This is a genomic window from Desulfosporosinus nitroreducens, assembly GCF_023897015.1.
In the GTDB taxonomy this organism is placed as follows: Bacteria; Bacillota; Desulfitobacteriia; order Desulfitobacteriales; family Desulfitobacteriaceae; genus Desulfosporosinus; species Desulfosporosinus nitroreducens.
In genome coordinates, this window is sequence record NZ_JAMHFY010000006.1 from 82171 (window position 1) to 95925 (window position 13755).

The following is a 13755-nucleotide window of genomic DNA, read 5'->3' on the forward strand; positions in this document are numbered from 1 at the left end:
TTGGTTTGTAGCATTTACCTTATCAGAGTGCCCCCCGCTTCTTAAGTTTATAGCAATCTTGAATTAAGTTTGCTTTATGAGAAATACTAGAATGATCGTCTTTAAGTGCGGGAAAGCCGACAAAGTTTTATTGAATATTTAATTTAAGATTTTCCGTAATCAGACTTATAGAATAAGGTTGGTGAAATCTGTGCCATTACCTGAGAATAATTTACTGTTTGGGTTCGCGCCAAGATTGACGGTAGAACAACGGGAATATGTTGATGCGATATTCGATTATCAATTAGTGATGGTCAATGCTAAAGCAGGAACTGGAAAGACAACTCTTGCGGTTGCTTGTGCTAAACTCTTTAAGCAACCACTAACATATATTTTTAATCCAGTTCAAGAATCTGCGATGGGTTTCAGACCGGGAACCCAATCTGAGAAGGAAAGCATCTACCATCAACCATTGATGGATGCTCTCTTAGAGATCAATGAGAATCCTGCTCAGTGTGTATATAATGAAGAGGCACTGGTCAATGAAGCTATTCGCAGGAAGGTAAGTATGAAACGGGTAATGGATAGCATTTGGTGTTATCCTAAAACTCCCTTATTTCTTAGAGGCACTAATCTTAAGGAAATGACTATAATTATCGATGAGTGCCAGAATTTTACGGTTCAAGAATTAAGAAAAATATTCACTAGAGTGCATGATTCATGCAAAGTTATATGTATTGGCCATTCAGGTCAAATTGACATTCCTGTTGCTAAAAGTGGTTTTGTCCCATATATGGAACACTTTAAGAGTCAACCTTATTGCAAGATTCTAACACTGACGAAAAACTTTCGTGGAGATCTTGCAAATTGGGCAGACTCAATTTAGAGTAACTGAAAGTGAACTAGAGACGAAATACAATAACAGGAATAGCGCTTATTGTTTTAAGTGCTAACTTCATAAAATAGTATGAGTTGACATATTCGGTCCTAGCGCTTATAATTTTCTTTGTTGGGAAAAGGGCCTGATGGTCTAAAAGAGGCTCAAAGGATTAACCCTTTATAAAATTAAGCGGACGTGGCTCAGCGGTAGAGCATTGGCTTCCCAAGCCGAGGATCGCGAGTTCGAATCTCGTCGTCCGCTCCATAAGAAAACGTAGACATCGCAAGGGATTGCGGTGTTTTTATTATTTACTGCAACAGTATATCAAAATCCTTTTGACTGCAATTTTACTGCAACGGGGAAAAATAGTAAGCGTCTAGTAAGATAGTGTATAGAAACAATCCTAAAACTGTGGGACAATCCTCTAAACTAAAGTTTTTCAAGTAACTTGAAAAACTTCAAAGGAGGTTTAGAGTTGAACGCAAGGGAAGTTACTAGTCAATATCGATTAAGCGAGTGGACTGAGATTGTCCGTCAATGCCGCAGTAGTGGCCCAAATTGTCCTTGACATGGGGTACACATCAATGAAACCAGTAGAAAACGCTAAAGGAACTGGATTCATGAGCGCAGAAGAGCAGGTAATCGTACTCGAAAAACGCATAGATGAATTGGAGCTAGAAAACAAACGACTCCACGATAGTGTTGACTATTTGACGCGCAAGCTCTTCGGCAGAAGTACGAGAAGACATCGTCCCTTGCTTTGGGGCAGATGTCTCTTTTTGATGAGGCTGAAACCCAAGCCGATCCACTGGCGCCAGAGCCTGACCTTAAGGAAGTACAGGGTTACCGGAAAAAGAAATTCAAAGGTCAGCGTAAGGAACTTTTGAAGGATATACCTCATGTTAAACGTCTTTGTACCCTTGATGAACGAGACCGCCTTTGTGAAACGTGCAACACCGCTCTTGTGTCGGTCGGTGAAGAATTCATCCGTAATGAGATCGAGTTCATTCCTGCCAAAGTTAGGGTGATCGATTACTACCGCGAAACCTTCGAGTGCCGAACCTGTCGTAAAAACGGGGAACCCTACATGGAGCCATCACCCATGCCTTACCCGGTCATCCAACATTCCATGGCTTCACCTTCCACCGTGGCATGGGTCATGCATCAGAAGTTCGTCAACGCCCTTCCCCTTTACCGTCAGGAAAAGGAGTGGAAGACACTGGGGGTGAACCTAAGTCGTGCTACCATGGCCAATTGGATTCTAGCCGCATCCCGCGACTGGTTGGTGCCCCTGGTAGAGCTCATGCATCAGAAGCTCTTGCAAGAAAATTATCTACATGCGGATGAAACAACCGTTCAAGTTATGAATGAAGAGGGACGGAAGAATACCACCGATTCCTACATGTGGGTATACAGCACAGGCCAGTATTGCAAACACCCCATCAGAATCTTCGAGTACCAGCCAGGCAGGAGCGGCAAATACCCTCAGAAGTTCCTAAAAGGGTTCAAAGGATACCTTCACTCGGATGCATACTCTGTGTACAAGAAGATTCCAGACATCACAAGGTGCCTCTGTTGGACACATTATCCAAGAGAAATGATTATCCGAGAAGAATCTCTGCATGTAGCATAAATGCAGGATTTTTTCTTGCTTTTCTCAAATAAATATATTTCCCTGTACAATGAATTAGAAACCATATAATACCATTTCGTTGTACAGGAGGTACCCCATGAAAAAAGAAGAACTAAGAACCCCGTCGATTGTTGATTTGAAACAGGGATTGTTGGCGATACTCCAGGCCAAATCCTACACAGAAAGAACTTTAAATAATTACAGGCGTACGCTGACAATACTCGAATCATATATGTATGATAATGGAATTGCTACATACACACCGGTGGTCGGAACTGCATTCATCACGGATTATCTTTCAAAACATAATCTTGGCATTTCGCGGCAAAAAGCCATTGCTACTATGGTAAATCGGTTAAACGATTATTACAATGGCACTGATTATGCCATACAAAGGAAACAGGAAATAGTACTCCTTCCGGGAAGCTATGAAGGTTTGTTGAAGTCTTACCTGTCGTACTGCAGGAAAAATGGGAATAAGGAAGGAACCATTGTAGCGAAAAGATCATTCTGTAGCCGATTTCTTATGTATTTGTCCGATTTAGGATGCCAAGAACTCAGTGAATGGACTTCTTCATACATATGCAAAGCTTGAGAACAAGGACGAATGGGCTGTCATCCGTATGTTCCTTAAATTTTTGAATCTGAGTGATCTGGTTGATGCAGACTATTCCACACTGGTTCCTCATTATAAGAAAGCAACAATTATACCCGTTACATATTCCGAAAATGAAGTTCATAGGTTTGAATCAGCGATTGACAAAACCATTGCCACCGGCAAAAGAGACTATGCAATGCTACTCCTTGCCACCAGACTAGGGATGCGTTCCGGCGACATTGCAAAACTATCGCTGGATAAGTTGGACTTTGAGCAGGATACAATTCATCTGATACAAGAAAAGACCAGCCAGCCTCTGGATCTGCCTATGTTGCCGGAAATAAAAGAGGCTCTCGATGATTACATTGAAAACGGCCGCCCCAAAGTTGATGAGAATTATGTTTTCTTACGGATGAATGCGCCTTACCAGCGGATTACCACGTCTGCCTTAAGGTTTGCTACAACGAGATATTTCAAGGAAGCAGGAATTGATATATCCGGTAAAAAGCATGGCCCCCATACTTTCCGTTCATCATTGGCCAGCTCTATGGTCAATGATGACATTCCGTATGATGTTGTCCGTAGTATTCTCGGACATACAGATCCGGATGCAGTCAAACACTATGCAAAACTGGATATAGAAAGGCTGCGAGAATGTGCCATAGAAGTGCCAGAGCCATCCGGCATCTTCAAGGAATTCCTTGATGGAGGGATACAATCATGATTCGGTTTGAAAGTATCCTTAAAAATGAACTGTCGGAATTCCTGTCAATCAGGGAAGTATCCTTAAGTAAAAACGCCTTTGACCATGACTGCCATTACCTAAAAAAATTTGACGATTATCTTGTACGTTGCGGATGCTACATTAAAGAACTTACAGAAGATACGATCATGGGATGGGTGAGTTCCCTGACTGGAAAAAGCAGTTCCATTGCAAATGAAGTGATTGTTATCAGGATTTTTCTCAGTCGTCTCAACAGCATTGGAATGCAGGCGTACATTCCACCGGTTCCTAAAGTTGCTGATGACTATGTTCCATATATTTTTTCAGATATAGAGTTGGATAGGATTTTTATACTTGTAGACAACATTACAATGACGAAAAGTCAACCGAATCCCTATATCCAGCTTGAATATCCTATGGTTCTCAGACTCATGTATGGCTGTGGACTCCGCATAGGAGAAACACTTGCGTTAAGAATGAAGGACGTTGATCTTGATAACGGGGTGCTCACACTGAGACATACCAAAGGAGACAAACAACGCCTTGTGCCGATGCATATATCCCTGGTTTTAATTCTGCGAAGCTATTGCATGGCAATGGGATTGATAGGAAAAACAGATTCATTCTTGTTCCCGAGTACCTCTTCGGACACTCCTATGTCAACAAAAACTGCGCTCCATAGGTTTGAGAACATCTTAAAGCTGTCCGATATCTCATTACCTGGGAGAAGAAAACATCAAAGAGGTCCATGCCTACATTGCTTGCGCCACGTTTTTGCTTTCAAATCGTTTGCAAAGGCAGAGAAGGATGGCCGTGGGATAAACGATTCGGTTCCTTACCTGTCCATTTATCTTGGACATGACAGTTTGAAGGAAACAGAAAAATATCTTAAATTCAGTAGCGAACTGTATCCTGAAGCAATGGAATTGTTTGAAGATTACACTGCACAGATTTTTCAGGAGGTTGACTATGAAGAATAATTCCTCTGGATTTCTGGAACTCCTTAATGCTTATATCTCCAGTTATCTTCCACGTGCTGTCGGAGCAAGCGCTAACACTGTGAAATCCTATAAATATGCCTTTCGTCTGCTGATTGAATTTATGTACCAACAGAAGGAAATCCAGGCTGATAAGATCGCTTTCGAAAATCTTGATTATGAGACGTTAATGGAGTTTTTTACGTGGATCGAAGAAGAACGTGGCTGTAGCGTATCTACAAAGAACCAGAGGCTGTCAGCGTTGGCATCTTTCTCTGAATACGCCCAGAACCGTGACTTTGCGGCAGCATCGGTTTTCAGGAACAGTATCAATAAGATTCCTATGAAAAAAGCATCAAAAAAGAAAAGGGCTGTTTTTTCAATGCAAGAGGTCACAATACTACTAAAGTTACCAGATAGCTCTAAAGAAACATGTCTCAGAGACAAAGTCCTTCTCAGCCTGATGTATGCAAGCGGAGCCAGGGCTCAGGAAATCTGCGATCTTACAGTAGGAAACATACAGTTCCATCCGAAGAGGGCCTCACTAAATATAAAGGGCAAAGGCGGAAAGACCAGGAGGATTGGTATTCCCAATGCATGTGCAGTCATGCTAAAACGTTATATGGCCCATAGAAATCTCAACGACAAACCTGAAAGACATGTTTTTTCCAGTCAGACACATGAGCAGATGACGGTCTCCTGTATCGAAGAGATATTTAAGAAATATGTAAGCATTGCCAAAAAGGGAAATCCATCGTTGTTTCAAGAAGACAGTTATCCACCCCACTCTATGAGACATTCAACGGCAAGCCACATGTTGGAAGCTGGAGTTCCTTTGGTTGTTATTAAAAATTTCTTAGGACATGCCTCCCTCCAATCAACTCAGATTTATGCGGAGATTTCTCAAAATACCGTAGACAAACATTTAAAAGAGTGGAATGAAAAATGGTTTCCTCGTAACATGACGAACGAAGAAGAACATACCAAAAAGGATAATATACCTGATTTTTTAAAATGACCGTGTATGATTATCCAAGAAAAAGAGAAGAATCTCTGGCATTTATGCTACATGCAGGGATTCTTCTCGGATAATCATTTCTCTTGGATAATGGCTCTTATTCGAGAACTGGAATAAGACACATCTTCGAAGGAACTTCGTCGATGCCCTTCCGAAAGATATCCATAACCCGGAAGCCACCCTTCCAAGCCAAGGCATTGCATTCTGCAACAAACTCTTCGAGATTGAAAAGACTCTCGAGAGTCTTTCGACCGAACAACGCAAATCGGAGCGTCTGAAACAGGAAAAACCCGTTTTAGAGGCTTTTTGGGCGTGGATTGATTCGACTAGAGGTGAGGTGCTGCCAAAATCCAAACTGAGTGAGGCTTTGGCTTATGCTCTTAACCATAAGGAAGAGTTTATGAATTATCTTAAGGATGGCAATTGCTCCATTTCTAACAACCTTGCGGAAAACAGTATCCGGCCTTTTACCATCGGACGGAAAAACTGGTTATTCAGCGGAAGTCCAAAAGGAGCTTCAGCAAGTGCCGCCGTATACAGCATCATCGAAAGTGCTAAGGCAAATAGTCTCAATCCGTATAAATTCTTCAGTTTATCTTTAGTGAATTGCCGGGGGTGCAGTTTGGTCCACATCCGGAATTCCTTGAAGATTACCTTCCGTGGAGTCCAGAAGTTCAAGAAGCGTGCCAATAGAGCAAAAACTCAGTTTACACGAGTTTTTGCTTTTTTTATATCCACCGAGTTATTTGACGCTTACGATCATCCTGAGTCAACACTCCATAATTATGACCATCCGTTCAGCACGTGGTTTTCGTTTAGACAACAAAATTCCCCGGTTCTTCGAACCGGGGGAATTTCAATGAACTTTTCATTTTAAGTCTTTTTATTTTCGCCCTAATTCTCATCACTCGGTTCAGAAAATAACCTTACTAAGGATTCATTTTCCATATCGGTTTTAGAATAATATCGTAAAGCATTATCACTAGAATAAAGCAATAAAGAATAGAAGAAATCACACAATTTGTACAGATAGCTTGATAAAGTTCGTAACGACTGATTTGAAGAAAACTACTAAATCCGACGAAGAAGATACTGAAAAATAGGGATATATAAGCAATAATTTTAAATTTATCTGAGAAATAGTATAAAATTAAAAATAATAAAATAGAAGCGATTGCCAGAATAGCTAATGTCTTTTCATTTATAGGTAGGTAAGGAACATTATGGCATATAGCACAGCTGCTTGTTCTATATTTATCCCAAGTAGTATAAGCTATAAGAATAATATTGATTAAACAAATAAAAGGAATAAGTAGACTGCGGAATTTAATTATGCTTTTCATATTCATAACCTTATATATTACTCCTTTCTTTTGAACCAATAGATGATGAATCCCTTTAGCGAATGGTTGAGCAGTTTTTTGTATAATCCATTTATAGGAACAAAATTTAACTTGCATTTGGTCTAATCCTTAGTAAAAATAGCCAAGTTCGAAAAGTATATTAAAACAATTAGCTTTTTCTTGAATATTCCTAAAGCAATAATTTTATTACATTTAATAGACCAATTGTTATTAAAATTATTGCTTGCACTTTCCCGGATTTAATAATTACTGAATCCATATCGTTAGATAATTTCTTTATAAAGTCAATATAGATCTGTGTATTTGAGAATAAATACAGAAAAATACCGACAACTAGCACTCCGAGCCAAATAAATAAAGTCATATTATTAACTCCCATAATTTTAGATTATAGATTATCACAATACCAAGGGCATCCATAAGTGCACGCTCCCCAAGTGAATCCAGCACACAAAAATGCACATGTGAATACTCCTGCACCAAGAGATGCTGAAGTGCAGAAAACATAACATCCTCCCATTGATATTCCCATAGTACACATACCATTACAGAATTCTTCACAAAAAGAATCTGCATATGCAGGTTTAATGAAATAGCTCAAAATTTTATTTTCTTTTTTCGGAATTCTATTAGTTTCAGTAATAATTTTTTTATTAGCATCAACATTTATTACAGAAACATTAATCCCTTCTGAATCGCTAGATTCTCCAATGATTGCACCAGCAAAAGATTCCCCATTTTTTGTGGCAATACCCATTATTCCAGGTTTGCCGTCTTTAACAAAAATTGTAGACAATACCTGGACAGGTGTATTATCCGAAGTATCAATTATTTCGATCAAACTTGTTTTACCAACTTTATAATCTCCGACCAGTATGGATTTTTGCAATTCTTTATATTGATCTTTCTCTGATACAGCTTTAAACTTTTGAACATTTTCAGAGATTGAAAGCTCTTTAATATTTGTATAAGGTGATTTAGAACTCATTTCTTTAGCGCTTAAACTCCCACCAAAAACAGGCGCAACAAATAATACTGTACAAATTAAAACGGCTATTACCTTTTTGAATTTTCTTAGATAGTACATAGTTAATCCCCTTTCATTTTTAGAAAAAGCTAATTGTTTGAAATAATCATAACATAGAACTTAGTGAATTATTTGTAAAATATTCTCTATATATGAAAAATAATCCGGTAAATTCTATGTATCAATGTAATTTGAGTAAAAATATGAATTTTACTTTAGGGTTCATCGACTATTTAGGAGTCTAGAACAGGGGCATCTTACATTGGCTGGTCGATTATTGATCTTAATAGTTAATTCTTAATATAGTTTAAAATAATGTTAAAAATGTAGGATGGAAACTGTTCATAAAGATGCATTCGCTTGACGACAATTTTGACGACAACTACCCCCAAAAAAGCTTCAAAAAGGCATAACATCAATCTTGCCCAAAGCCTTAAAACGTTTACATAGGGATTTTAGAGGTTAGCCAGTATCAAGATAAATCACAGGAATTGAATTCCCAAGTCGAGGGTGCAAGTTTGATCTTGCTTTGAGAAGTTGCTGGTATAGGTCACAATGCTTCCGTGCAAATTCACCTTGAAGGTTTTAAGTGGCTCGTAAGCGGTAAAGGCTACAGACGCTCTGGTATGGACAAAGTCAATATTAAATATGATGGCGATCCCGGTGCCTTAAGATAATGCCGAGGTTAGAAGGTGGTCTCTCAAAAATTATTTGGTATCAACTGAAGTAGAAGGAACTGCCTTGTCGTGATGATCATAGACATCATTTTGAGGCAACCCCTTTTTAGCACCAATTGCATTATGTACACTAAACGGGTCTTTAGCGTAGGTCAGTTGCTAAACAATTCTTAAACGTCGTTATGACAATAGCTCGATAAAATACAATTTAGTATAAAGGGATATCATTTGATAAACTTAACATGGTAATGGTCACTCATCAAGACCATGTTGGAAGCCTCTCATGCATTCTAAGAGAGTTGCCTAATAGTGTCAAAGTACTTGCCCATAAAGAAGAAAAGCATATCCAGGGTGAGAAACTCAAAGCCTTTTATGAAAATAGTGAACCCAATGTAAATAAAGCAATTTCCGATGGTGAAGAATTGCCATTTTGCGGAGGAATCACTGTCATATACACTCCAGATCACACGCTAGGTCATATTTGAACTGGCAAACGGTTAACACATAGTGAAAAATAGTTAATATTTTTGAGTTATTATATAAAATTATTCTATTGCTTAGATTCTTACCTTGCATTAGAGTCTTTGACTCAAGTTCATTTCCTCATATTCGCTCAAATTAAGGCTTGAGCGTCCAATTACTGTTTTTGCTTACTACTTCTAGGGCTGATTCAAAGCCCTTTTCGAGGGGCTTCCAGATCAGAGAGCGACAATTTGAAAAAAAGGGGGGTATACCTTCTAAATACACGTCGCTTTTTCGTATTTACACAAATAATATCATTCATTCTGTAGAAATTTTGCAAAATAGAATACAACCATTGACTGTGGGGCAGGATAAGTCATATAATAAAATATAATTTTGCAAAATTATTGCAGAATGGAGGAAAAAAATATGTTGCTTGAATTTAAAGCCAAAAATTATAAGTCCTTTAAAGATGAATTGGTTTTTACAATGGTTCCTGCGCCTAAACAAAAAGGGCTCAATTATAGCATTTTAAATCAAAAGATTGGTTCTAAAAAATATAAAGGGTTAAGTTCTGCAGTAATCTATGGACCTAACGCCTCTGGTAAAACGAATATTATTGGGGCAATGGAGGCTTACAAATCGATTATCCTGAGAGGTAATATTCGTAACGCCGATGTAAAGAATGCCCCAAACCCGGCGGGAAGCACATTAGAGCTAATACCAAACAGCAGTTTGACCGAACTAAATCCCGTTGATTTTGCAATTAAGTTCATTGAAAACAAACTTTTAATTCAATATGATCTTTCTATCGATATTGGTAATTTCCTAGATGCTGAATACCCACGGAGGATTTTGTCCGAAACATTAACCGTAAATGAAGAGATGGTTTTTTCAAGAAAGGAAAAATTAGAATTTGGTTCGCTAAAAACTATAAAAGACTATTTAATCAATGAGTTTGAGGAGAATTCTAATAGTGCAACATCTTTGGCCAGGAGCAATCTAAATCAAGAAGAGATGTTCCTGACAAATGGATTCAAGGCAATGTTCAGTTCAAAACTTGTAAATCTAATCCTCAATTGGTTAGAAAATAAATTCATGGTTATATATCGCGCTGACACTCTTCATTTGATTCAGAAGTTCGCTGATCCTAGAAAGCATACAGTATATATCGAAAAAACAACAAACGATGCTGCACAACTGTTTGGTATCAACTCTAACGCCCTTGGATACGTAGTTTCAGAAGATGATCTAGAGGCCAAATTATGCTCGATTTTCAAAAATAAAAAAGCAGTAATAGCCGCAGAAATGTTTGAGTCCTATGGTACTATTCGATTCGTAAATATGTTTCCGCTTGTTATCAAGGCAATATTAACCGGCGGAACATTGGTTGTTGATGAATTTGATGCCTCCTTGCACCCAATGGCGCTGATGAGTATTATTAGCATTTTCCACAACGATGATATAAATAGGAAAAACGCACAACTTATTTTTAATACCCATAATCCGATTTTTTTGAACTCAAATCTATTTAGGCGTGATGAGATTAAATTTGTTGAACGCGATGATGAAACACATTTTAGCAAGCACTACTCATTATCTGACTTTGGAACCACTGGAGAAAAAGGGGTACGTCTACACGAAGACTACATGCACAATTATTTCATTAGTCAGTACGGAGCTATTAATGACATCGATTTTACTTCTATTTTCGAAAAACTTGTAGATGAAAATGAGGTGTTAGCTAAAGTTGGCAAAGATGAAATCGAATAAAAAATACTACTTTACTGTGGAAGGCGAAACAGAAAGGTGGTACCTACTATGGTTACAGGGTCAAATTAACAATGAGGCTTCTTCAACGCATACAGTTACTTTAAATTGCCCGATCGAAAAAAATCCTCTGAAGCGGGCTAAGTCATTAATCTTAACTGGCGTAAAAAACAAAACTGTGATTACCCATATTTTTGATCGAGAAAGCGAAGAAGAAGTCCACACCAAACAGTTTTATGACACGTTAGACGCAATGAAAAAATCTGAGCGCTTGGGGAAGCAAATTAAATATCAGTTGGGCTATAGCAACTTCACATTTGAACTCTGGATGGTTCTACACAAGGTGGATTGCAATCGGTCATTTACACGTAGAAGCCAATACCTTCAATCAATTAATCGTGCGTATATAGAGAATTTCCCGAATCTAGATCAGTATAAACAAGAAACAAACTTTCATCGTGTCTTAAGCAAACTAACCCTAGCTGATGTGAAGGATGCAATTACTCGTTCAAAATGTATTATGCAGAGAAACGCACAAGCTGGTTACACACTCCACGAATACAAAGGGTACAAATATTATAAAGAGAATCCGTCCCTTTCAATTTGGGAATCGATTGAAAAAATACTTGCCGACTGCCACCTCTTATAAGTGTTTTGTGAACATTGACACAATATATGCCCAGGAACCAGCTAATTCCATTTGAGGTATTTGATCAAATTGCAATGCACAATAGATAAACCCCTTAGTAAAAACGTAACATCACGTTTCAAATGACAGATTGAAACAAGTCTAGGAGTAGTTAAGAAACGAGCCTTATTATCACAATGAGGCTCGTTTATATTTTAGCTGGAGTTTAGAAAGGTGAAGGGCTAAATGTTTAAATTCGAAGATGAGCACAAACATAGCATCAATCAGTGAGAAATTGGTAACGCGTTTTGTTTATTGTTTGTCAATCTATATAGCCAAAGGAGATAATAGAATGGATAAACGATACTAGTTGAAATTTAAATTAGAATATTGGGAGGCACTATGAATAGTTTAACAGTTGCAAAATTTAAGGATGGTTATATAAGAATTGAAGATTATAATAAGTCAATCCATAGACTAGGAGAAGTCTTTTGTCCATTTTGCAATCCACCTTTAGAAATAACAGGAGTAGAAAACAAATTTTTTCGTGCTCTTCCTAATCGCGGTGGTCATAATTGTGGTAGAAGAGCTGCGATTTATTTAGATGCGGATTGGGAAGGTCGTAAACTGGTAGAGACAATAGGTCTCCAAGGTGGAAAAATCGAGGTGAAAATTGACATTAATCAGTTGGGATATATGGGAAGAACGCTTCAGAAAACTACTAAGCCTGTTAAACCAAATGATAATTCATCTGGTGAAGAAGAACGATACATCAGATACTTAAAGTATCAAAGGGTTGTTCGCGATATTGTTCGTACAGTTACTCAGATGAAGAAATTAATTAAGAAAAACACGATTGATGAACTCAATAAGATTAAATTTAAATATAAGATGGGTGACGAAGAATTAAGTATCAATGAAGTCGTCAAACTAGTTGATGAATTAGAACCATGCTTACATCGACGTCAGAGGTTTATTATTTATCAAGTTGAAAGTGTAAAAGTTCAGAAGGGAACAATCTATATAAATTCATATGAATATAGTGGTATAAATTTAGCAACCTCATTTTAATATCCATCAGAAAAAAATAAAACAAATATCCGAAAAAATGACTATATAATTGCCTTTGGTACAGTTAATTATTACGAGCCGAAAAATATATACTATCTAAATACATTGAGTGACTTAAGCATTGTTAAGATGAAAGAAGAAGAGTTAAAAGAACTCTTTCAATACAAAGTAATGACCCCAAAAATTACAACTAAAAGAGTAAACGAACCCATCAGGCAAATGAATTTAGAAAAAAGGAACACTGTAGAGAGCCATGCAAGCTTTCGAGAGGGTAGTGCCTATGGGGAAGCAGCTAAAAAGGAAGATCCAACTGTCGGAAAACCAGAAAATCAAGAAGAAAAGCATAATGAAAGAGTAGAACAGGTTTATAATACGGCAAAAAATAGTGAATTAAACTCTAAGAAGGTAAATAGATTCATTACGCGCTTCAAAAGCATATCTAACAATGTAATAAAAATATTTAAGCTATAAGCAATTTAATAGGTGGATTGTAACACTTTCAAAGAAGCTGTCGGATAGGACGGTCGAGAACAATCGAGACTTTTGTCACTTGCCGGAAAATAGGTAACCAAGAATAATAGAACGGGCGAGATCTTTTTAGGTTACCAGCAGTACCGCCTCGTTGCCACTCAACCCTGTTCAGCTACGGCTCTTCGTATTTGACGGATTTGCCAGTCCGAGAAATGAAACTACTAATATTGTATTCAATAGAATTTTGACTGCAAAGAGTACTGCAACCACGACAAAAGAAAGTGAAAAAGGATAGAAGTTAATTGTAGATCAATAGCAGAAAAGCCAGTAATACCAAGGGGCAGAGGATTAATTGAAAAACCCCTAAACCATAGGAATCGAATTCCCAAGCCGAGGATCGCGAGTTCGAATCTCGTCGTCCGCTCCATATGTAATGTAGGCACTGCAAGGAATTGCAGTGCTTTTTTATTTGTATT

11 protein-coding genes, 1 tRNA gene and 2 pseudogenes are annotated in these 13755 nt (G+C 37.9%); 13 read left to right on the forward strand and 1 reads right to left on the reverse strand.

All coding sequences use genetic code 11. The annotated features are described in order from the left end of the window. Positions 1 to 190: 190 nt before the first annotated feature. From M8E35_RS08880 to M8E35_RS08915, 8 genes and pseudogenes are all read left to right on the forward strand, one after another. Positions 191 to 865: a PhoH family protein gene (locus M8E35_RS08880; RefSeq protein WP_252468497.1), complete on the forward strand. Its 675-nt coding sequence runs from the start codon at positions 191 to 193 to the stop codon at positions 863 to 865. A gap of 183 nt (positions 866 to 1048) precedes the next feature. Next, a tRNA-Gly gene (locus tag M8E35_RS08885) sits at positions 1049 to 1123 on the forward strand. A gap of 356 nt (positions 1124 to 1479) precedes the next feature. Further along, a pseudogene (gene tnpC / locus M8E35_RS08890) lies at positions 1480 to 2462 on the forward strand (IS66 family transposase); the annotation flags it as partial. A 127-nt stretch (positions 2463 to 2589) separates the two neighbouring features. Continuing rightward, positions 2590 to 3087, forward strand: coding sequence for a hypothetical protein (locus tag M8E35_RS08895; RefSeq protein WP_252468498.1), 498 nt, complete (start codon positions 2590 to 2592; stop codon positions 3085 to 3087). Beyond that, entirely contained in the window at positions 3053 to 3814 is a 762-nt protein-coding gene (locus M8E35_RS08900; RefSeq protein WP_252468499.1) for a tyrosine-type recombinase/integrase, read from the forward strand. The genes M8E35_RS08895 and M8E35_RS08900 overlap by 35 nt, the downstream gene beginning before the upstream one ends. Continuing rightward, positions 3811 to 4794, forward strand: coding sequence for a tyrosine-type recombinase/integrase (locus M8E35_RS08905; RefSeq protein WP_252468500.1), 984 nt, complete (start codon positions 3811 to 3813; stop codon positions 4792 to 4794). Before M8E35_RS08900 ends, M8E35_RS08905 begins: the two co-directional genes overlap by 4 nt. After that, positions 4784 to 5809 (forward strand): tyrosine-type recombinase/integrase, encoded by a 1026-nt coding sequence (locus tag M8E35_RS08910; protein ID WP_252468502.1) that lies wholly within the window; start codon positions 4784 to 4786, stop codon positions 5807 to 5809. Before M8E35_RS08905 ends, M8E35_RS08910 begins: the two co-directional genes overlap by 11 nt. A 121-nt stretch (positions 5810 to 5930) precedes the next feature. Further along, positions 5931 to 6502, forward strand: a pseudogene (locus tag M8E35_RS08915) (IS66 family transposase); the annotation flags it as partial. A gap of 1059 nt (positions 6503 to 7561) precedes the next feature. Here the strand turns inward: M8E35_RS08915 and M8E35_RS08920 are convergent. Beyond that, positions 7562 to 8260, reverse strand: a complete 699-nt coding sequence (locus M8E35_RS08920) for a hypothetical protein (RefSeq protein WP_252468504.1) — start codon at positions 8258 to 8260, stop codon at positions 7562 to 7564. Positions 8261 to 9119: 859 nt separating this feature from the next. Here M8E35_RS08920 and M8E35_RS08925 point away from each other — a divergent pair. The 5 genes from M8E35_RS08925 to M8E35_RS08945 all read left to right on the forward strand — a co-directional run bounded on the left by M8E35_RS08925 (position 9120) and on the right by M8E35_RS08945 (position 13279). Further along, entirely contained in the window at positions 9120 to 9362 is a 243-nt protein-coding gene (locus tag M8E35_RS08925; protein WP_252468506.1) for an MBL fold metallo-hydrolase, read from the forward strand. Positions 9363 to 9768: 406 nt separating this feature from the next. Continuing rightward, the gene (locus tag M8E35_RS08930; RefSeq protein ID WP_252468508.1) at positions 9769 to 11112 is read left to right on the forward strand and encodes an AAA family ATPase; all 1344 of its coding nucleotides are present in this window, start codon (positions 9769 to 9771) and stop codon (positions 11110 to 11112) included. Then, positions 11099 to 11758, forward strand: coding sequence for an RloB family protein (locus M8E35_RS08935; protein WP_252468641.1), 660 nt, complete (start codon positions 11099 to 11101; stop codon positions 11756 to 11758). The genes M8E35_RS08930 and M8E35_RS08935 overlap by 14 nt, the downstream gene beginning before the upstream one ends. 381 nt (positions 11759 to 12139) lie before the next feature. Beyond that, positions 12140 to 12808, forward strand: a complete 669-nt coding sequence (locus M8E35_RS08940) for a hypothetical protein (protein WP_252468509.1) — start codon at positions 12140 to 12142, stop codon at positions 12806 to 12808. Between the two features lie 129 nt (positions 12809 to 12937). Further along, positions 12938 to 13279, forward strand: coding sequence for a hypothetical protein (locus tag M8E35_RS08945; RefSeq protein ID WP_252468510.1), 342 nt, complete (start codon positions 12938 to 12940; stop codon positions 13277 to 13279). The last annotated feature ends 476 nt before the right edge of the window (positions 13280 to 13755 follow it).

Coding starts and splice junctions, on each gene's coding strand:
- M8E35_RS08895 (WP_252468498.1), top strand. CDS start 2,590: ATGAAAAAAGAAGAACTAAGAACCCCGTCGATTGTTGATTTGAAACAG.
- M8E35_RS08905 (WP_252468500.1), top strand. CDS start 3,811: ATGATTCGGTTTGAAAGTATCCTTAAAAATGAACTGTCGGAATTCCTG.
- M8E35_RS08910 (WP_252468502.1), top strand. CDS start 4,784: ATGAAGAATAATTCCTCTGGATTTCTGGAACTCCTTAATGCTTATATC.
- M8E35_RS08920 (WP_252468504.1), bottom strand. CDS start 8,260: ATGTACTATCTAAGAAAATTCAAAAAGGTAATAGCCGTTTTAATTTGT.
- M8E35_RS08925 (WP_252468506.1), top strand. CDS start 9,120: ATGGTAATGGTCACTCATCAAGACCATGTTGGAAGCCTCTCATGCATT.
- M8E35_RS08930 (WP_252468508.1), top strand. CDS start 9,769: ATGTTGCTTGAATTTAAAGCCAAAAATTATAAGTCCTTTAAAGATGAA.
- M8E35_RS08935 (WP_252468641.1), top strand. CDS start 11,099: ATGAAATCGAATAAAAAATACTACTTTACTGTGGAAGGCGAAACAGAA.
- M8E35_RS08940 (WP_252468509.1), top strand. CDS start 12,140: ATGAATAGTTTAACAGTTGCAAAATTTAAGGATGGTTATATAAGAATT.
- M8E35_RS08945 (WP_252468510.1), top strand. CDS start 12,938: ATGAAAGAAGAAGAGTTAAAAGAACTCTTTCAATACAAAGTAATGACC.